This is a genomic window from Butyrivibrio sp. AE2005 (genome assembly GCF_000686965.1).
GTDB classification, from domain to species: Bacteria; Bacillota; Clostridia; order Lachnospirales; family Lachnospiraceae; genus Butyrivibrio; species Butyrivibrio hungatei_A.
This window is the reverse complement of the sequence record NZ_KK366044.1, coordinates 21,966-42,915: the sequence shown is the minus strand read 5'-3', so window position 1 is coordinate 42,915 and position 20,950 is coordinate 21,966. Positions and strand designations below refer to the sequence as shown.

At 41.3% G+C, this 20,950-nt stretch carries 21 protein-coding genes; all 21 read right to left on the bottom strand.

Annotation, left to right across the window (positions count from 1 at the left end; all coding sequences use genetic code 11):
• Positions 1–161: 161 nt before the first annotated feature.
• Positions 162–476: a hypothetical protein gene (locus DL92_RS0116790; protein WP_026668356.1), complete on the bottom strand. Its 315-nt coding sequence runs from the start codon at positions 474–476 to the stop codon at positions 162–164.
• 78 nt (positions 477–554) lie between these two features.
• Positions 555–1,322: a response regulator transcription factor gene (locus DL92_RS0116785; RefSeq protein WP_034469613.1), complete on the bottom strand. Its 768-nt coding sequence runs from the start codon at positions 1,320–1,322 to the stop codon at positions 555–557.
• A 710-nt stretch (positions 1,323–2,032) separates the two neighbouring features.
• Positions 2,033–2,794 carry a MerR family transcriptional regulator gene (locus DL92_RS0116780; RefSeq protein ID WP_026668354.1) on the bottom strand — a complete coding sequence of 254 codons (762 nt, stop codon included), beginning with the start codon at positions 2,792–2,794 and terminating at the stop codon, positions 2,033–2,035.
• Between the two features lie 105 nt (positions 2,795–2,899).
• Entirely contained in the window at positions 2,900–3,205 is a 306-nt protein-coding gene (locus DL92_RS0116775) for a type II toxin-antitoxin system PemK/MazF family toxin (protein ID WP_026655548.1), read from the bottom strand.
• Positions 3,205–3,447 (bottom strand): AbrB/MazE/SpoVT family DNA-binding domain-containing protein, encoded by a 243-nt coding sequence (locus DL92_RS0116770; RefSeq protein ID WP_026655549.1) that lies wholly within the window; start codon positions 3,445–3,447, stop codon positions 3,205–3,207. The genes DL92_RS0116775 and DL92_RS0116770 overlap by 1 nt, the downstream gene beginning before the upstream one ends.
• Before the next feature lie 140 nt (positions 3,448–3,587).
• Positions 3,588–4,709 carry a hypothetical protein gene (locus DL92_RS0116765; RefSeq protein WP_026655550.1) on the bottom strand — a complete coding sequence of 374 codons (1,122 nt, stop codon included), beginning with the start codon at positions 4,707–4,709 and terminating at the stop codon, positions 3,588–3,590.
• A gap of 75 nt (positions 4,710–4,784) precedes the next feature.
• Complete coding sequence (locus tag DL92_RS0116760) at positions 4,785–5,942, bottom strand: MFS transporter (RefSeq protein ID WP_026668353.1); 1,158 nt, start codon at positions 5,940–5,942, stop codon at positions 4,785–4,787.
• A 194-nt stretch (positions 5,943–6,136) separates the two neighbouring features.
• A complete protein-coding gene (locus DL92_RS0116755) occupies positions 6,137–7,273 on the bottom strand; it encodes a hypothetical protein (RefSeq protein WP_026668352.1) in 1,137 nt (378 codons plus the stop codon).
• A 92-nt stretch (positions 7,274–7,365) separates the two neighbouring features.
• Positions 7,366–8,208 (bottom strand): DUF3431 domain-containing protein, encoded by an 843-nt coding sequence (locus DL92_RS19810; RefSeq protein WP_051199041.1) that lies wholly within the window; start codon positions 8,206–8,208, stop codon positions 7,366–7,368.
• Between the two features lie 300 nt (positions 8,209–8,508).
• The gene (locus tag DL92_RS0116740; RefSeq protein WP_026668351.1) at positions 8,509–9,804 is read right to left on the bottom strand and encodes an erythromycin esterase family protein; all 1,296 of its coding nucleotides are present in this window, start codon (positions 9,802–9,804) and stop codon (positions 8,509–8,511) included.
• Complete coding sequence (locus tag DL92_RS0116735) at positions 9,725–11,803, bottom strand: FtsX-like permease family protein (protein WP_026668350.1); 2,079 nt, start codon at positions 11,801–11,803, stop codon at positions 9,725–9,727. The genes DL92_RS0116740 and DL92_RS0116735 overlap by 80 nt, the downstream gene beginning before the upstream one ends.
• On the bottom strand, positions 11,796–12,563 hold the full coding sequence (locus tag DL92_RS0116730; protein ID WP_026655557.1) for an ABC transporter ATP-binding protein: 768 nt from the start codon (positions 12,561–12,563) through the stop codon (positions 11,796–11,798). Before DL92_RS0116730 ends, DL92_RS0116735 begins: the two co-directional genes overlap by 8 nt.
• A gap of 306 nt (positions 12,564–12,869) precedes the next feature.
• On the bottom strand, positions 12,870–13,790 hold the full coding sequence (locus DL92_RS0116725) for a sensor histidine kinase (protein ID WP_242845879.1): 921 nt from the start codon (positions 13,788–13,790) through the stop codon (positions 12,870–12,872).
• Positions 13,780–14,454: a response regulator transcription factor gene (locus DL92_RS0116720; RefSeq protein ID WP_026655559.1), complete on the bottom strand. Its 675-nt coding sequence runs from the start codon at positions 14,452–14,454 to the stop codon at positions 13,780–13,782. The genes DL92_RS0116725 and DL92_RS0116720 overlap by 11 nt, the downstream gene beginning before the upstream one ends.
• Complete coding sequence (locus tag DL92_RS0116715; RefSeq protein WP_026655561.1) at positions 14,451–14,708, bottom strand: hypothetical protein; 258 nt, start codon at positions 14,706–14,708, stop codon at positions 14,451–14,453. Before DL92_RS0116715 ends, DL92_RS0116720 begins: the two co-directional genes overlap by 4 nt.
• Positions 14,709–14,883: 175 nt before the next feature.
• Positions 14,884–16,026: a tyramine oxidase subunit B gene (locus tag DL92_RS0116705; protein WP_026655562.1), complete on the bottom strand. Its 1,143-nt coding sequence runs from the start codon at positions 16,024–16,026 to the stop codon at positions 14,884–14,886.
• Positions 16,023–17,462, bottom strand: coding sequence for an APC family permease (locus DL92_RS19805; protein WP_051594130.1), 1,440 nt, complete (start codon positions 17,460–17,462; stop codon positions 16,023–16,025). The genes DL92_RS0116705 and DL92_RS19805 overlap by 4 nt, the downstream gene beginning before the upstream one ends.
• Positions 17,463–17,481: 19 nt before the next feature.
• Positions 17,482–17,859: a P-II family nitrogen regulator gene (locus tag DL92_RS0116695; RefSeq protein WP_081670574.1), complete on the bottom strand. Its 378-nt coding sequence runs from the start codon at positions 17,857–17,859 to the stop codon at positions 17,482–17,484.
• A 23-nt stretch (positions 17,860–17,882) separates the two neighbouring features.
• Complete coding sequence (locus DL92_RS0116690) at positions 17,883–19,025, bottom strand: NAD(P)/FAD-dependent oxidoreductase (RefSeq protein ID WP_330365429.1); 1,143 nt, start codon at positions 19,023–19,025, stop codon at positions 17,883–17,885.
• 3 nt (positions 19,026–19,028) lie between these two features.
• Positions 19,029–19,349: a (2Fe-2S)-binding protein gene (locus DL92_RS0116685; RefSeq protein ID WP_026515551.1), complete on the bottom strand. Its 321-nt coding sequence runs from the start codon at positions 19,347–19,349 to the stop codon at positions 19,029–19,031.
• 23 nt (positions 19,350–19,372) lie between these two features.
• Positions 19,373–20,950: an FAD-dependent oxidoreductase gene (locus DL92_RS0116680; RefSeq protein WP_026668348.1), complete on the bottom strand. Its 1,578-nt coding sequence runs from the start codon at positions 20,948–20,950 to the stop codon at positions 19,373–19,375.

The window sequence follows — 20,950 nt, the reverse complement described above, 5'->3', positions numbered from 1 at the left end:
TATAAATTTTTTTATCCAATGTTTTTACACCGGATAGCTCAAAACAACAGATTCCGGCAAACCTATTATCAGAGCTTAACATGTATAATTATGATACCCGTCTTCTTCCAGTAAATCAAATACTTTATCGCTGATTTCCTTACTTTTTTCAGTTACAACGCTCAAATCGCATGAAATATTCGCTTTTTGGGTTCATTTTCGGCATTTTCGCATAAAATAAGGATTTTTGCGCATAGACAGCAAATCATTTCTTTGGGAATGAGTTTATAAATATACTCATTTTTATCATACCCCACAAAATCACTCACTTCAACTACCGGATAATTTTCGTCCGGAAAACCATCGTAAAAAAGTTTTTCATCTATTATTTTATCATCAAAAATGAAATTTGTCAGATTATTGGCACATAGTGAAAATATCAATGTGCCTGCAAAACCTAGAAGTATTAAGTTTCGGAAATCTTTGTTTTTTAGCATGTTTTTGGTCTCTTGGGGACGGGGGTTGCGGTCCATTAAGCATGGTTTGGTCGCTTTGGGGACGGAGTTTGTGGTCCATTACATCACAATATATCCAAGTCCGCGAACAGTTTTAATGATCTGCGGATTTGCCGGATCTTCTTCTATCTTGTCGCGGAGTCTCTTTATGTAAACCGTGAGTGTGTTGTCGTTCACGAAATCGCCGCTGACATCCCACATATCTTCCAAAAGTGTTTTCCTTGAAAGAACTATTCCTCTGTTATTGCAAAAAGCAAGAAGGAGTCTGTATTCGAGCGCTGTGAGCTCGATTGTTTCTTCGGTTTCGGTGCCACTTTTTAGTCTTGTGACTTTTGCTTCATTTGTATATATGGTGATGTTGGCAAGTTTTATTGCGGCCATGGTGGTTGCTGTTCCCATCGCCGGATTGCTGTTTTGTGCGTTATCGCTTTGGCCGCTGTCACCTTGATTATTGGCATTCGCAGCACTGCTTCTTCGAAGAACCGCTCTGATCCTCGCCATAAGCTCATTTATCCTAAACGGCTTACATATATAGTCATCCGCGCCAAGTTCAAGTCCCATGACTACGTTTACTTCCGCATCGGATGCAGTCAGGAAAATAACGGGAACATCGCCGCTTTTCTTTATCATCTTGCAAATATCATAGCCGTTTCCATCAGGCAGGTTTATATCAAGGATGGCGAGTCCATACTCATCGGGCTTCCAGTTATTTCGCGCTTCTTCGCAAGTTGTTGCATGCGCAACCACGTAGCCTTCCTTCTCAAGCGAATACTTAAGCCCCATACCTATGGCATCATCGTCTTCCAGCAAAAAAATCGTTGTATTCATGTTCATTTCTCCTACCCACTACTTTATCACAATACCGATGCAGGCGGAAGTTCTTTGCACCGTACAGTATCTTCACTATGATTCTATACGGTACAAGTTCTCATCTTCGCACCATACAGTTCTTCTACGATGATTCTGTACTGTACACATTCTCTTTTTCGTACCGTACAACTTATCTACGATAATTCTGTGCGGTGCATATTCTTTTTTTCACACCGTACAGCTTCTCCACAATAATTCTGTGCGGTGCATATTCTTTTTTTCACACCGTACAACTTCTCCACAATAATTCTGTGCGGTGCATATTCTTTTTTTCACACCGTACAGCTTCTCCAAAATAATTCTGTGCGGTGCATATTCTTTTTTTCACACCGTACAGCTTCTCCAAAATAACTCTGTGCGGTGCATATTCTTTTTTTCATACCGTACAGCTTCTCCAAAATAACTCTGTGTGGTGTATATTTAGCCTGCGTGACCTTACAAAGGATGATTTGCATAATAATGTGCCATACATGAAGCTATCATGCCAAAAATCGCCTGCTCATATAAGCATTTTAAAAAGAATGGTCAGTATAAACTTTTTCATTTGACCTTTTTTCATTTGCCCCCATCTGACATCATTAGCCTCATTATCTCCTGGCTACCAGCTTTTTATTGTTCTCAATTATAACGAAACGTACTATCTAGGCAATTCCCCAGGTCTCTTGCTCTCAATCCCCAAGTATATTCAAAAATACTACAAAGAGAACCAGCACCACAGCGAAAGAGCACATTGCCAAAAGCATGTATCCGTTCCTTTTCCGCGCTATCTTGGGATGTTTTTTTCCAAGGAAGTATATCGGGATCATAAAAACTGATTCAAATATAATCATGCCGATTATGAATCTGACAGCTTCCTTCAAATTGCCAATGCCCCAATTTCCGCTAAACAAGCCAAACACCGTGCCGATCAGTACGATAGCGCAGACAGTTCCTATAACACACTGTTTCAGATCATATATATTACCGTCTCTGTCAATTCCCCAGCCAAGATGGCTTGCAATTATCTTCTTCTCTTCATGCGCAAGTTCTATTGCGATATCGATAAACGCATTGCCCTTCTTCTCTTCTTCCTCAATATAGTTCCAGTAAACTTCTGAGTTAAAAGAATCTATTTCGGGCGAATCTTCTTTTATCTTCTTGCAAAGGTTTATTGAGCCTTTCAGCTCTTCCATCTGCTTATTAAGGTTTTCTAGGTTTTCTTCGAGAACCGCATCAATCTGCTTTGCTCCGTCAAAAAGATCTGCAATATCACTTACAGATAAGCCTGCCTTACGAAATATGATTATCTTCTTAAGTTGCTCAACATCTTCTGCTGAATAATCTCTGTATCTGTTCCCTTCTCTCTGAGGATTTATGAGTCCTTCTTTTTCATAGAATCTTACAGTAGCTCTCGGAACCTCCAGTAATTTCTCGACTTCTTTAATTGTCATCAGTGCAGCCTCCTTAGAATTTATGCCATAACTCTAAGCTGTAAAGAAGGTTTACAGTCAAGTTTTTTTTGCAAAAGCACATATTTGACATATGTTTTCATCGAATTAGATGTAATCAAAGATTCCCTGAATAGCATCTGTAATATTTATGATATCAGAATAATGTATCGTATCGATTTTTGAATATCCTCTAATTCCCATATCCAACAATGCCATTTTTTCACATTGTACATATCCTTCAACATCGTTTGTACTTATGTGTATGTGTAAAGGTCCTGCTTCTCCTTTTTCATATATAGGGCAACCAATTATCTCATGCGTCTGATTAAAGAAATCCTTACTAACAACAAGAACCGGTTGTTTGATTCGTTCAATCTTGAGTATATCTCCCTGATGTAGTTCTTCTTTCATTACCAAATCTCTCTTCCTACCGGTTCACCCCAGTCAAATTCTCCATCAAGATTGAGTTTTCCGCCAAATTCAGCAGCACGCTCTTCCAATGTTTTATGTCTAAAAGGCTTAACAAGCATTATCATTCCATTTGAAACCTTAACATCCAAAACATCATCTACAGAAATAGCTGCTTCTTGAAGCACCTCTTTTGATATTCTAATTCCTTGACTGTTGCCCCATGCTTTAACTTGAGCCTGCATAAACAACACCTCCTTTATGTGTATACATTGTATATCCATCTTCAGAAAAAATCAAATTATCATCTATTCTCAATAACTATGCATTGACTTGGTATCAACATTTATATATTCAACGAAATCTTCCATAAGCTATAGAAGTATCAATCATTAAGATATTTCTCAAAAGTATCAAGGTTGATGTAAGCAAATGATACTATATCTCCATCTTTAGAATTGCGATGGAACGCGATCTCATATTGTCCAAATTTGTAGCACATAGAAAAATCATTTTTGTCGGTAGGTGGAAGCGGATCGCCATAAGCAGCCAAAACATCTGCTGTTGTGCATCCAACTCCAATACCTTTATTTGTTTTTATGGTCTTATCATTTATAAATAGGGATTTGGTAAGCTCTTCACCGTTATATGTGTACGTTTCTAACCTGATATGTTCTGTTTCGGAACCAAAATAATATAAAAAGACACCTTCCGGACTAAGGTCATCTATTCGAAAAGGTGCGCCAAGATTGGGAATTACCTTTTCATGAGGTTTATCTAATACTGATATTTCCTTTCCATTATATAAAAACTCTTCACCTGCCAATCCATTGGCAGAATCTCCTGAAGCAGGGACTGTATCTACATCGCTGCTCAATCTCTTTTTGGAATCAAAATTGTATTTTGACCTGGTATCAACATTTATAAATTCAATGCTCTTTACCTCATCGACAGGGTCCATTTCAGCGCCAATCATGAATGAAAGCTCATATTTTTCATTTTCATAGCACATAAAATATGCAGCTTCTGTATAGGTCTTGCTTGGTTCACCATATGCTGCTTTTACTTCCTCTTCCGTACATCCGATATGAACTCCTTTAGGTAATTTCACGTTTTCATCACTGATACGAATATAAAAAGGAAGCTCCTCACCGTCAACTTCGACAGTATTTAATTCAATCTTCTCTGAGTCAAAATAATAAGAAAATCTGCCTGACTGATATTCCGGCTGGAAAGGTTCTTTTTTATCAGGTGTTCCAAACTTTTCCAATATGCTTGGCACATCATTTAAAACAGAAATTGTTTTTCCGTTATATTCAAATTCATCAATTGCAAGGGAATTTTCAGAACCGGATGTAGCCGATGTGCTTGCTTCCTCCTCTGAAGAATCCACCACATCAGCCGTAGAAGAATCAGTAGACACCGATTGATAATCACTTGGAATCGGAGTGCACCCAGTCAAGACAACAACAGTTAACACCACACAAAAATTCATCTTTTTCACCATAAGCCCGCTCCTCAAGTAGTATTTACTTTAAATATAGCAAATAAGCATGAAAAAAGTGTGTAATAAATCTACAGATTATTTTCCCGTAACTTTGTAGGAATATTCCAAAAGTCCGATATTGAGGCATGCGAAGATCAAAAGATACCAAGGCATGATACCGATCCCAATATGCTGCTGGATGATTCCGAAAACGGTGGGCATGAAGGTGCTGCCGACGTAGGCGGATGACATCTGAAGACCGATGACGGCAGCGCTGTATTCTTTGCCGAATTTCTCGGGAGCCATGTGCTGTATCGAAGGATAGACGGGCCCCATGCCGGTTCCGATTATCACAAAGCCTGCTGCCGCGAGAACATATCCGCTGACAGGGAGCATAATAATTATTATTCCCAGGATTTCTATTGCGATTCCGACTCTGATAAGCAGCTTGTCACCCAGCCTGTCAGACACAAAGCCTGAGATCAGTCTTCCAAGCATGAGGCCTGCGAAGATCAGTGACCCGAAAGATGCGATCATTCCGTCGGAAAGCCCCTCTTTTGTCCCCGCAAAATAACTTGATGTCCAGAGAAAGCATGTACACTCCCCCGAACAGTATGCATAAAATGCGATAAGCGTGGGGATTACCCCCGGAACAAAAATTGTCTTTCTGATACCTACTGATTGCACACTATCTTCGCCTGTCTTGCTATCATTTTTTGCCCACAAAGGCAAAGACAGCACTACCACGATCATTATCGCCGTCTGAATATACGCCGTCCATCTGTAGCCCTGATTCCACTTTGCATGCTTCAAGGCAAGCGCCATGATGTTGGGGCTTATAACGGCTCCGACTCCGTAGAAGCAGTGTAAAAAATTCATCACGGACGACGGGTAATTATTTGCAACATAATGGTTTATTGAAGCGTCGATCGCGCCGGCTCCAAGGCCGTACGGTATCGCAAACAGAAACAATATCGCATATGAGTTTGCAAAAGAAAATCCAAAGAGTCCCACGATCGAAAGAAAAATCGAGAACACCACTATGTTTTTTGTATGAAACTTCCTGATAAATCTGGGGCTGAACAGTGCAGAGATTATGGTCAAAAAAGAAATCGACATTGAAACATATCCCGCATAAGATGAGGGCACGCCAAAAGCGACCTGCATAGTCGGCCAGCCCGAACCAAGGAGTGAATCGGGAAGTCCCAGACTTACAAATATAAGATAAATTACAGCCAATAATAATGAATACATAAAAACTCCACCTCATTAAATTCGATATATGTATCATATTATAAAAAGAACATTTTTCCCAATATATTAAAAACTTTTATTCTCCATAGCGAAGCGTTTTTATATTATAAGAAAGCAATTTCTATAATATAAAAAACTCCCAAGCATAGGCTTTTTGCCTTACTTGGGAGAATCCAAACATTCATTTTTTCTTTTTATACCTGGTTATCAACAGCGCTTCCCTTTATATCATCCGTAACAAGAAAGTTACTGTTAAGGATATTGGTAATTGCCGAATTTACCGCACTCTGCGCATTTTCAAGTGAAGTTGCATCCGGAATCACTATCTTCTGCGACACATTATCGGGATCCAGCAAAAGAGCTTCCGTCCGCTCTCTTCTTGCGATAGCTTTTTTCACATCAGCGCTTGTCTTCTCGCTCAATTCAGCATGTTCTCTTATATTGGCGATCATCTCCTGTTGCATTGCTTCTTTTTCAAGCTTTCTGGCTTCTTCCTTCTTCTCTTCTTTCTTTTCTTCCGCAGCTTTCTTTGCCTCTTCTTCGCGCTCTTTTTCTTCTTCTTCAAGGTGGTTTACGGCTTCATTTGCAAGAATTTCGATTACTTCTCTTGTGGAAGTATTCATAATTTTCTCGGCCTCCTTCTGTGCTTTCAGCATATTGAGAGACTCTGCGCGTTTAATCTTTATAGCCTTATGAGTCAGAACATTCTGTGTAATTTCATCATTAAGATTCTTAATTGCTCCAACCACTGTTTCAAGGCTATCTACCACTGCTTTCTGGAATTCGGTCAGATCGGATACCACCTCTGCATCGACTTTATTTATAACAATTTCATCGTAGCTCTGTTCCTGTTCCTGCTCCTGTTCCTGTTCCGCTTCCTCTACTTCAACAATTTTCGGAAACTTATATTTCATATATTCTTCGGGATGTGCCATGACTTCATCCGCAATATCCATTGCCTTTTTGGCTTCTTCGCTCTCGGGATCGACGCCAAATCCTATCATCATGGACTTTATTCTGTCTCGCGCATTTTCTTTAACTTCGGCCAGCTCGTCTTTTAAACTGTGTATTTTGTCTCTGATGCTTTTTAGCTGTGCATCGATTCCGAGCTCGCCTTTAAAAGCATCCGCTACAACTTTAAGCGCCTGCTTTCTGGCAATTTTTCTTCTCTGTACGACAAGACTTTCCCCTGTAAGATCTGCCCCTGATATCGACTGAGTATTATCTTTTTCTTTCCCTTTTCCTTTTGGAGTTTCTGCGTTATTTTTTGAAAAATAATCTTGGTTCTGAACATTACTCATCTGAACATCCGTGTTCTGCTGAACTTTCATAACCTACCTCCATATGATATTTGATCGGTGTTAAAAGAAATAGTAACCCGTTTCCATATATATCGGCAGAATTCCAAAAATCTTTATTATTCTCAATCTTCAAGGAACACCGGCTCTTTTGTACCAAGAAGGAGTCTGAATCTCTTAAGTCTCAGATTGTTCCACAAGCGGTGCTTCTCTACGCTCTTTTCACACTTCTCAAGCATATTCGCAAATTCTTCTTCGTCTTCCATCCAGGAATTTACTTCGTATCTTGATGTAAATATCCAGGGCATCAGTCTCTCAACGAGGTATGCTTCTGCCGGGAAGTTTACTTCTTTTCGGTACTCCATAAGGTTGTTCAGATTCTTGTAGAAAGTCTTGGAATTCTTTAGAATCTGCTCCCTGTTTATTATGTAGCAGCCTCCGGGACTGAAATTGCAGTATCTCGGGATAACGGGATCCTTGTAAACAAATCTGTAGAAGTCGTCCATGTCATAGAAGTACCTGTATGAATGACTTTGATTCATGTACCAGGAGCTGTCGAGCTCAATATAGCCTTCCTCCGAAAGAAGCGAAGCGATTGAATTCTCATCGCCGCCTTTTTTGTACCTCTCCCACATTTTCTTGTCCTGATAGAGATACGTAAACCATTTGTTGTTGTAAACTCGGTCAAAAAACTCTTTTGAAACATGTCTTCCTATAATATTGCCCTTCAAAAGAGCCACAAACTCAGGAAGATTATCGTAGTTATCTATAAAATAATGAAAATAACTTGTAAGGTTGTGTCCGGTATTCTCAACATGAATGAAATTGTAGCCTGCAGCCTTAAGCTTATCAGGTGTCATTCCGTCATCCGAACAATCGATTATAAGATGATCGTTGCAATATTCGATCAGTTCCCCCGGCACAGTATTATAATTGTGCACAAGAAAAAAAGTGTCCGTCCTGTTCAAAATATTTCTATCCTTCCTTTTAAAGCACGGTCGATTTCCCCTCTTTTTATCAACCCGATAATACATCATGTAACGTCTTGCATTTCATATCTTCATCACTATGAAATATTATTTGTAAATTATAATTTATAGTTAACTTTTAGTCAATATTCGTTAACATTACAACAATCTTTCCCACATTCGCATCGCTCGCATCCATAGCGTAGCGATTCTTATTTGGTAGGAATTTCCTATATAAAAAAAGAAGCAATGCACCGTTAAGCACATTGCTCCTCCTTGATATATTCGGAAACAACAAATTTAATATTGTGGATCTATCGCTCCCACTTCATAGTAGAATATCATTCCGTCATAAAGATCTGTAGGCGCCATCTCAACACGATAACTTGAATGCATAAGATAATATATTCCTGAAAAGCCTTCTCCGAGAGAACCCATTGAAACTTTAGAGTTCACAATAGAATGGAGCTTAGCGTTGTTTTCAGGTGAAAGAGATCCAAAGTCAATGAAGAATCGCTTTCCGTCAACATACTTGGCCTGATAAGCAATAGGATCCGCTGTTGTCACATAATAGTCCTTACGCTTATATTCACCGGGGCCTCCAAGATAAACTCTGATATTGGATTTTCCTTTAAAGAAATCTGTTCCGAGGCTGTAATATGCATCACCGTATTTTTCCTTAAGAACACCGCCCATTGTGACCTTCATAAACATGCTCTGTCCCTTCTTTGCAATGTGGCCGTCGTGTCCCGCTAGCATTATCTTGCCCGATCCGATTTCTTTTTCAAGATCAAGGATCCAGCTTACATTCTCAGCCATTGCTGCGTCTCTGAAATTGTTCATTTCCTGAGTATCCTGCATTCCGTAGTCCATTGCGGTACATACATTGTCAGTAATCTTAAGAGCGCATATTGTATCAAAATCGCGTTCGCTTCCGGCAACACCTTCAATAGCCGACTTAAGTTCAGCCATTTCGCTCTTAACCTTATTGCGCTGGTCATCTGATAAGGGTTCTGTACTGTTCTCATCAATAAGAAGGTTTGTAGCGGAAAGATCTACGCCTGTTATTGTGCTCTTTGCAATGTAGTCCAAAAGGAATTGTATGCCCTGCTCGGGATTCTGCATATCAAAGCCGTAAAATCTAAGTTTCTTATCCTCAGGTACCGATGCGTTGTACTGCTTCATCCAATCTAGGATATCCGCCATCTCCTTGGTGTGATAGATTGTAAAACTCATGTTGTTTACGATTTCCCTTGCATCGCCGTCGCCGCCCTGAACATAGGCATTTGCGGCAAGACAATCACCAAAATCCGCTTCAACCACGATCGCACGATAGTCTTTCTTTTCCACAAGCATCTTGAGCATCTCAAGCTTAGACTCCTGAAACTCTTTGCTTCCGTGACTTGCTTCTCCAAGACCAACGATCTGAACGTTATCCGGAATCTCGATTTCTTCAACGGGAACCGCCGCATCAACAACTTCCTTGATCTTGTGACTTGCAAATACTGTCTTGTAGTTAAGCCCTATTACCAGAGCCACACTCACCGTAACTATAATTACCAACAAAACTTTCGCGATTTTCTTTAATACTTTCATTATACTTATTCTCCCCGTAAACTATGTTGTAGTATTGCTTTGAAGTAATTCTGTAAACAAGGGTATAAATTAACAAAAACACCAGACAGACTATCGCAATCGCACAGCAAAAAGTAGACATTTTGACATATAGGATCATACCCATAAACAATTTTAAGATTTTGCTTGCGAACATCATATGCACGATTGCAGTGCATACCGGCAAAAAGAACATGAGCATTACCTGACTCTTTATTACTCCTCTTGCCTCTTTATCTGAAAGTCCTGCATTTGACAGGATCTCAAATCTCTTTTTATCCTCCATGCCTTCAGACATCTGCTTGTAAAAAATGAGCATAACTGTCGCGATAAGGAAAAGTATCGTGAGGAATATTCCAACGAAGAAAACTCCACCGTAAAGACTGTAGAACAATTCTCTTTCCTCGTTTTTATAAGAAAAGGTGCTAAATCCGTATTTTCCGTTTATCTCATCTTTTAAAATCTGTATCTGTTCATCAGTAGTTTTTTCGTCTACATCAAACGAGATTGTAAGTGTATTGGACAACTGAGGAACATCGGGATTATTTTGAATTATCAAATCTTTTTCTGCTTCATTTGCAATAACTATATATTCAACGTCACAAAAATTGGCATAAGAATCATCATCCCCTATAACGTTTCCATCTATGCTCTTTTTTACATAAAACTCTGTTCCGAATATTGAAAAGTTCTCACCCTCTTTTACTTTATTATCTGTACTGTATCGTAAAATCTCTCCGGGACTAAGAGTTTCTTTCTCTCCGGTATATAGATAATAATCATCCAAAGTCACTATATATAAGCAACATGTATTGCTTAAATCTTCACGCGGAAAGCAATCCGGTTCTACCCCTTTTTCTGTTATTTCACCAAAAGAAATACTATATCTTCTACCAATCCTGTTTTCGGCCTCAATACCTGATTTATCAAGTGCTTCATCAACTGACTTTCCTACTTCCTCCAAGGATAAACCATCATCAGATGCCAGACTTATAGCAACATCGTGGGGATACATGATATCAATATTCTGCTCACCAAGCATCATAAGTGATGAAGTACAAGCAAGTAACAGAATCACTCCCGTCGAAAGAATACATATAGACGCAAGTCCCGCAGCATTATGTTTCATCCTGAACATAAGATTTGAAACACTTATAAAATGCTTTGTTTTGTAATAATAATCCTTATTCTTTTTAAGCATTTTCAGAACAAAAATACTTCCGGATATAAAAAGTGCATATGTTCCCACAGATACAAGTACTATCGCTTTAAAAAGACTTGTCATTGCAACCAGGGTGCTCTTAGCTGTAAGAGCCATATAGTAACCGTAAGTAATTGCGACAACACCGATAATAAGCAATATAATCTTTACTTTAGGCTCTTTTTCTCCGACATTCTCACTCTTCAGAACTGATATCGGATTTGCCATATTAACAGTAAGAATATTGTAGATAAGACATACCGCAAAAATAACCATAAAAAATACAAGTGTGATCAGCGTTGCTTTAAGCGAAAAATCCAGTCCTTTCACAAATGGTTGCTTTACAATCTTGAAAAGAAAAAGGACTGAAATCTTATTCAAAAAAGCTCCTGCAAAAATACCACCCCCTATTGAACATGTACTCTGAACAAGACTCTCGATTAACATGACAAAAGTAACATTCTTTTTACTAAGTCCAAGTACGCCGTAAAGACCAATTTCCTTTCTGCGACCTTTCATTACAAAACTGTTTCCGTAGAAAACAAAGATTACCGCAAATATTCCAACAGCTATACAGCCTATCGTCATGCAGAAACGAAGAAAATCTGCTCCATAAAATGCCGGATTTCCATTTTGTATAAGAAACTTACTGTTCACCAATGACAACAATATATGAAAAACAGTAATTGTAACGGAACACAAGGCAATATAAGGAATTACTGTCTTCTTATTATTCTTAAGTCCCGTAAACGCCAGTCTTGTAAGCAAGTTGTTATTCACTGTCCTCTCCTCCTCTCATCAGTACTGTAACTGCATCGCAGATCTTATCAAGCATTTCGCTTCTCTTGAGGTTTCCTCTGTAGATCTGGTGGAACACTTCGCCGTCTCTTATAAACATAACTCTGTCTGCATAGCTTGCCGCAACATTACTGTGAGTTACCATAAGGATTGTCTGTCCGCTCTTGTGGATGTCACGAAGCTGGTGCATTAGGTTTGTAGCTGCCTTTGAATCAAGCGCTCCTGTGGGTTCATCTGCAAGAAGTATCTGAGGTTTGGTAATAAGTGCTCTTGCAACTGCTGTTCTCTGCTTCTGTCCGCCTGAAACTTCATAAGGATATTTGTGAATTAGATCCGCAATTCCAAGCTCTTTTACAAGAGGTGCAACCTTATCGTCCATTGTTCTGTGGTCTTCGCCTGCAAGAACAAGCGGAAGCTTTATATTGTCCTCGATTGTGAAATTATCAAGGAGATTGAAATCCTGGAAGATAAATCCAAGGTTGTTTCTTCTCATAATCGCTCTCTCGTTGTCTTTAAGAGCCGAGAAGTCTTTGCCGTTAACCAGTACTTTGCCGGCTGTAGGAACATCAAGGCTTGCAAGGATATTCAAAAGAGTTGTCTTACCGCTTCCGGACTCGCCCATGATTGCAACGAACTCGCCCTTCTCTACGCTAAAGTGAACATCCTTAAGTGCTGTAACTGAATCTATTCCCATTTTTGTCTTGTATATCTTTTTTACGTGCTCAACTTCAAGTACTGCCATTTTATCTTCCTCCGTAGTTGTATTTATTCCCATCCAATTGCTTTATTATGATATACGAATTGCTCCATGACTATCGTCATTCCCGCAATTCTACAAACATTCGGAAACCGCGAATTTACTACGTAAATTGCTTATTCCTCATGTTTGTTCGGTTTCACAAGTCAAAACGCTTAACATGCAAGCATGTACGCATTTGTGACTTTTGAAACCTATATCATAATAACAAAAAGGGAAATGCAATACCCTTTCTTTGGCTTACATTTCCCACTGCTAATCTTACATTTATGTAAGTTAAGCGATATTTCCTTAGATATACTTAGAATCCCGCTCATTTACCGCTTCTTTGCGGACCGTAATTATGACATCGCATCCCTTGCCAAGTTCCGACTCTATGCGTATGCCGTGTCCAAGCTTGTTACACACGCCCTTGCACAGATAAAGGCCAATCCCGCTTGCCTTCTTATCTACACGGCCGTTGTAGCCGGTATAGCCTTTTTCAAAGACTCTCGGAAGATCATCGCTCTTTATTCCGACGCCGCTGTCGCTTACAACGATCTCTTTTCCCTCATCCGTATCACGGGAAAAGATCTTGATGCCGCCCTCCTTGGTATATTTGAGTGCGTTTGACAATACCTGCTCGAGGACAAAAGAAAACCACTTATCGTCCGTAAGTATATCGCAGTCAAGGTTATTAAGCTCAACCGAAAGATGACGGAAGATAAAGACTGTCGAAAACTTTTTTACCGTCTGCTTTACAAGCGGCTCAAGACTGCACTTCTCAAGAACAAGGTCACCCGACATCTCTTCGAACCTCAGGTAATTAAGCGCCATCTCCACGTAAGTTTCTATTTTAAAGAGCTCGCTCTTACATTCGTACGTGTTTGGATCGGCATCCTCAAAAAGGAGCTTGAGCGCCGCAATGGGAGTCTTTATCTGATGTGCCCAGAGTGCAAAGAAATCCTCTTTTTCCCTGAGCTTCTCCCACATAACCTTGTCTGATCCATCTTCGCTTTCATTATTATATTCCGGAATCTGAGCTCTGTTATGTATGGAATTATTATTTATAAAAGCGGCAATTACCGTAATTATCAGCATAAAAGATATCACATAAAAGATAAACTCACTCTCAATGTGATACAGAGCACTTACAGCCCAGAAAATAAGTATAAATACTGCATTTGCCGTAAGGTATATTCGGTTATTTTTCCAAAATCCGTTATTCCCCAACAATGTAGCCTAGCCCTCTCTTAGTTGTGATGAATCCATATTCACCCGCTGCTTCGAGCTTCTTGCGGATTCTTGTGATATTGACGGTCAGAGTGTTGTCATCAACAAACTCTTCCGCGCCCCAAAGTCTCTCCATTATGCTCTCTCTCGATACGACTTTGCCCGGCTGTTCCATGAGTGTCTTTAAGATCAGATACTCGTTCTTTGTAAGCTCAAGCCTGCTATTTCCTGCTGTAACGGAAGTATCATCAAGGTTGAGGCGCACATTTTTTACCTCAAGCTCATGTACCGAAATGCTCTCTCCGTAGCTCCTTCTAAGAACTGCCTGAATCTTGGCTGTAAGAACCTGGAGATCGAAGGGCTTTGATATAAAGTCGTCGGCTCCCATATTCATAGCCATCACGATGTTCATATTCTCATCGGCAGATGATACGAATACGATAGGGACCTGCGAAACCTTCCTGATCTCACCGCACCAGTAGAATCCGTTGTAGGCAGGAAGCTTTAAGTCCATAAGCACAATGTCCGGCTTAAATTCCTCAAATTCTGCCATGATATTCTGAAAATCCTCTGCTGCCTTTGCTTTCATCTGCCAGGTCTCAAGGTGTTTTGCCACCTGACTTGCTATTATCTCATCATCCTCAACGATAAAAACTTTTTTCATAATTCTTTTTTCCTTCTCATGAACATTAGATATCCAAAGCACAATACTATCTGAACTATCGTAGAACAAGGCGTTGCGAGTCCGATACGAAACAGAGTTACGGGCTCTATCTTACTCATAATAAATGAGAACGGAACACGGATCGCAAATGCGCCTAGGATTCCCTGCAAAAACAGAGCCATCAGAACGGGGCCTGCAAATTTTAAAAGGGGTGCTACTATTTTCCCTTCGGTAAAATCAATATTCTTTTCCATATTTATCCTTATCTTTGTATATAAAATCTAAACTCAAAACACATATATTATATTTAATTGCCACAGGCGATTCAACAAACGCGCAGTTCACATTTACGGAAAAAAGAGCCATCCCTGTAAATAGGATGACTCTTCGTGTACCGGATTATTTTGTTATTTATTATTGCAATTATTATCAGAAAAGATAAGGCTGCTCCCACAAGTTAAGCTTTGTTCCGATACCGAGTTCAAGTGCCTTTTCATAGCACTTTTTGCCCCAGGCAACGTCCTCTACAGGCATTCCGCCTACAGAATAGATAATAACCTCATCGTCCGATTTTCTTCCTTCTTCCTTTCCTGCAAGGATAGCTCCGAGGTTTATAATCTTGTCTTTGGAGAGCTTGCCGTCGTGAACAAGGTCAAGCCACAGACAACCGGGAATATAGATTTGGTTGTATGTCGGGTAAGGATATTCCTCTGCCCAGGCTTCATAGAGCTTAATGTTGTCACATACAAGTTTTGCTTTGCCGCTGCAGATATATTCATCGGAGAAGTCGCAGGAACCGGGAACGCAGAACAGTGCACCAGGCTTGATCCACTCTTCTTCTACGAAAGGATACTGACTTCTGTCCATGCCCATTGATGTTGAAGTCGCAAAGCTGAGGATATCAGAATCTCTTACGCACTCCTCAAGAGTATCCACTACTTTGATCGTTGTGAACTGAGGCAGGTGTTCTTTTACAAAAGCTATACATCTGTCAATCGAAGCTTTGCCCCTACCTTTTATCTTGAGTGTATCAAGTGTGGGGCGTAACGCCGCGAATGTCTCTATAGCCGTGATGTTGATAACGCCGGGACCTACAATTCCAAGTACTTTGGCATCCTTGACCGCAAGGTTTTTTACACCTGCTCCGGGAATACCGGATGTACGATAGGCTGAGAGAAGGTTTGCAGACATAAGAGACAACGGAGCGCCGGTATCCTTGTCATTAAGCATTACCATAAGGATAGACCTCGGAAGTCCTTTTTCTCTGTTCTCAACGTTTGAGCCATACCACTTCATTCCTGCCATGGCCGTCTCACCGCCTACATAAGCCGGCATCGCCATGAATCTTCTGTCGGGGCCGCTCTTTGGCATGTTGGGGAAAATAGGATTGTCAGGGAAAGTAATCATTGTTCCGTGAGAGTTTCCGTTTTCTCCACCCATCAGATAATCTCCTTTGTCGAGAGTTATCAGAAGTTCCTCCATACATGATGTACAACTTACCACATCATTAACACCTGCCTTGATCATGTCAGGCTCACTTAAATATAAAAGATCTAATTTTGTATCACTCATACTGCTTTCCTCCTATTTGCCTTTTTATCTATTTCATCAAGTCCTTTACGGCTATGAAATCTAAAGTACAATTCGTTCTCCATCGCCATTACTTCCTTTACCGGATATGGCTTAAAGAGCGGTCTGTTTATCTTGAATCTGACCCATGTGAATGAATAAACCGCAAGCGCCGCCATGGTTATCAGCACAACTCTGTAAAGTGAGAGCTTTACATCCCACGAAGGGTCAATGTTGTAGATCATATATGCAGATCCTGCAATTCCAAGGATCGGAACGAGATATCCGCAGGGCGTCTTAAAGTTTCTGGGCGCCGCGGGGAGTCTTTTTCTCAAAAGAATTACGTTTATATTTGAAACAATGTAGCTTATAAGCCAAAGCACCGCCAAAACCGAGATCATATATGAGATGGAATCGGTCGATGATAGGCCGGTTATATTAAGTACCAGGAATATCGCAGCCTCCAAAAGGATCCCTACATAAGGAGCGCCCTTTGAATTTTTCTTTTGAAAAAATTCGGGAAGAAGACCAATCTTGGACATTCCCATAAGAATATATGCAAGTGAGCCCATTATCGTATTTACGGAACTAACTGCTGCCAAAAGCGTAATGATCAGCATCCAGTATCTTCCCATCGGTCCCAAAAGAGCCATTCCGTACAGCATCTGCGGTGTCGTGCTTCCCGTCATATCTTCCCATTCGGTGTAATTCTTAAATCCGAGTGTCAAAAATGTCTGCATCGCCAAAATGATCAGCATACTGAGCACCATTCCGAGTGGAATATCTCTTTTTGCATTCTTACAACTCTTGTTAAGAGGGATTACATATTCACCTCCGACAAAAAGGAAAAATGCAAGTCCGCACAATCCGGTGACACTCTTAAAATCTGTTGCAAGGGCCGCGGGCTGTTCGATAACCTCTCCTGTTCCGATTCCAAGAGCTCCGAGAACACCCATTGCAGCCAGTGAAAAGATAAGTGCATAGGCCACAAAATCCTGAACCTTGATAAATACATCAACGCCGTTTAAATTCGTAATTGCCAAAAAAGCTATAAGCACCAGCGAGAACACCCATGCCGGAAGTCCCAGTCCCGCGAACATCTCCGCAAAAGTATTTCCGAAAACAGCTCCTTCAACGGATCCCGCAAGCGAGTTGCAGAGAAGATATCCGCCCACCATACAGATGATGGTGATAAAAGGTCCGACACATGCCAGCGAAAACTGTGCAAGTCCGCCCGTTAAATCGGGCATCATTGAGTTTAATTCGGCAATTGACAACAAAGTAAATATGTTTACACAACACGCGATTATCATAGTTATTATGAAAGGAGTTCCTATGCTGCCCGCACCAATGCCAAGGGTTAAAAGACAACTTGATGCCACCACGAGTCCTACTCCCGTTGCTATGACACTACCCAAACCAATCTTTTTATCATTCATAGGCAACAAGCCTCCTTTCTCAATCGAGTGCACCCTCTTTAAGTGCATCCATTCCTTCTTCACCGGTCCTTACCCTTACCGCATTCGTGACCGGGGTAACAAAAATCTTTCCGTCACCTATGTGACCTGTGTAAAGTGATTTCTCCACAAAATCCAAAAAGCCGTCAACTTCTCTTGAAGGGAGCACAACCATCACAACCTGCTTGGACAAAAGTTGAGGTGTTGTATTTTTTTCTGCTTCATATTCCTGTGTTCCAAGCTGGACACCGCATCCTTTGGCTTCGTAAATAGTCATTCCGGTAATACCGAACTTACCGAAGTTCTTTGTAAGCTCTGCAACCTTGGCTTCTTTTGTGATAATCTCAACTTTTGATAATTCTTCGATCGCAACTTTCATAACGTGTGCCTCCTTTTTACTACTTATATTTTGGCTTTGAATCTACCGTATCGTAGTCCCGATATATCCACTGCCGTCTTTCCTTCATCTATAAGCATTGCCAGCTGCTCTCCGACAGCCGGTGCTATTCCAAATCCATGTCCCGAAAAGGCACATGCTACAACGAGCCCCGGAACTTCATCGACAAATCCAAGTACCGGTACGCCGTCCTGACAGATATCAAGGTATCCTGCCCAGGTTCTTACGATCTTGGCATCCTCAAGTGCTGGGAAGTATTTCATGATTCCTCTGCATATGCACGGCGCCGTTATCGCCGCATTACTCGGTGAATTTACAGGTCCGCAGTCTTTGTTGTTAAGCTCAAGTCCCGACATTCCGCCAAATACGAATGATCCGTGATCTGCCTGATGTCCGTAGAAATCCGCCTCTGCTGTACCGAGCATCTGATTGAACATATGAGGTTCAGCCTCGGTCACAAGGCACTCACACAGTTCCTTGTGCATCGGAACGTCAACTCCTATCGTTCCGAGAATTTCTCTTGATTCGTAACCTGCAGCTACAACTACGAACTCTCCTTCATATTCGTTTTCTTTTGTATAAACTTTGCGAAGGCGTCCTTTAACTTTTCTTAGTCTCTCAACCTTTTCACCTGTGATAAATCTAACGCCCATCTCTCTTGCCTTTTTGTAAAAAGCAAGTGTTGTGACCATCGGGTTTGCATGTCCGTCTGTCGGACACCAGCTTGCTCCTATAACTTCGTCCGAAAGGTAAGGATTGATCTCTTTTACCTCATCAGAATCGATCATTCTGACATCAAGTCCGCAAGCTACCGCTCTATCTGTAAGTCCCTGCAAGATTTTGAGGTGCTCGGGTGTCTTGCCGAGACGAAGATTTCCTTCTTTGTGATATTCACAGTTAACTCCGAGCTCTTCCGAAAGTGTCGGCCACAGCTCTTTTATTCCGTACATCGCAAGCGGAAGTTCCCTTGGGTCTCTTCCTGACTGTCTTACACCACCGCCGTTTCTGGATGAGCCACCGTTACCGATATTATCGCTTCCCTCCAGAACAATTACGCTTTTTCCACGTTTACTCAGGTAATAACTAATGGCACAACCGATGATTCCGGCACCGACAATTACTACATCCGCTTTATTTTCCATTACCATAGCCTATACCTCCTCTGTGCCAAATATTCTCATTTCCGTAGGACGCATCGGAGATCTTGCAGTTGCAGGCTCAAGCTCTGCAGGAGATACACCAAGTTCTCTCGCAACAATACCTTTTACAAGTCTGGAGCAGGTCTGTCCCTGGCAAAGTCCCATTCCCGTTCGCAAATATCTTCTTATTTCCGTGAGCGTCCACATACCGTCATGTACGGCTTTTCTGATCTCACCTTTTGTAATTTCCTCACATCTGCAGATAAGCATGTCGTCATCCGGCTGTGCGATGAATTCACCTATATCTATTGATCTGTCAACTACAGTATTCATAACGATTGCTCCTTTTCACTTCTTTAACTACATTTGAAAAACCTTGCTTTCATCGCATATTCCTTCGGAACCTTCATGGTAAGAAGGTTTGTATGATCGAATGCTCCGACGCTCTTTACGGATACAACTTCTGCTTTGCAGAGCTTCTCGCCTTTTCTTGAAAGTCCGTATCCAACCGTTCCGACTTCGGGAAGCGGGAAGAATTCATATGGAAGGGTTACGGTTGCGCTTCCGTCGCCGCAATCTTCGTTTACAAGGAATATTGCCTGTCCCGAGCAGCTTGCTACGCACATTCCGCAGTTGATACATTCGCTGCCGTCCTTAACAAAAGGAAGGTATGTGATATTTTTTCCTGTCGAGATACAGCCTTTTTTGCATGCATCCTGACACGGGTTGCATGGGATATTCTGCGTACATTCGATCACGGGATGTACTCCCGACTTATGAACAACTCCGGGGAATCTTTCGATCTCATCATCTTTTACATATCCCTTTTTAAGCAGGTTCTTCGATATTTCAATTCCTTCTTCTGTACTCTCTATGATTTTTCCTCTGTTCTTGGGAGCAAACATTCCTTGTCTCAGGCTGTTTAGGTCCGCATCGAATACTTTAAGGAGACTGTCTTTTTCTTCCTCATCGATATATCCGAGGTACTCAGCAACGCACACGCCTGCCATTTTTCCTTCGATCATGGCTGATGAAGCTTCCTCGATTCCGGATACGTCACCAGCCGCAAATATACCTGAAACAGATGTCTCACCATATTCATCAACGATAGGTACCTGACCTCCGCGCTTTGGATTATCTTCCATAACACAACCTGCCATCTTAAGAAGCTGTGACATAGGAGATAAGCCAACCGCCATGCAGACTGTATCAACTTCAAAAAACTTCTCGGTATCCGGTATCGGTGCAAAATGGTCGTCAACCTCTGTGATTGTTACTCCTGTAACACAATCTTCTCCGTGAATCTGCTTGATCGTGTGTGAGAGGTAGAAAGGAACTCCCGTCCTTGAAACCTTTGATGCGTGAACTCCGTATCCTCCGATTCTCGGAGCCGCATCAACAATTGCTACCACTTCACATCCTGCCTGCAAGAGCTGGAAAGAAACTACAAGTCCTACGTTTCCTGAACCAAGCATCAGGATCTTTTTTCCGGGCTGTATGCCGTGCAGGTTCATCATTGTCTGCGCTGCTCCGGCTCCGATAACTCCGGGGAGCGTCCATCCCGGGAAAGTAACCATGTTCTCGGATGCTCCGGTTGCGATTATCACCGTGTCGCCCTTAAAGTGATGTATCTCATCATTGATCCTTACATTTACTTCTTTGTCGGGATATAAGCCTACGACCGTTGCGTTAAGAACAACTTCTACTCCGAGTTCACCTGCTTCTTTCAAGAGTTCTTCGCCGATCTTATATCCTCTTATCTTGGCGTGATGCTCTTTTGATCCGAAAAACTTATGAATCTGCTTAAAGAGCTGTCCGCCCGGTTTATCATTCTCGTCAAACACAACTACCTTCAGTCCTTTTTTTGCAGCCTCGATAGCTGCTGAAAGTCCTGCCGGGCCGGCACCGACGATTATTACCTCGTATCTTTTCAT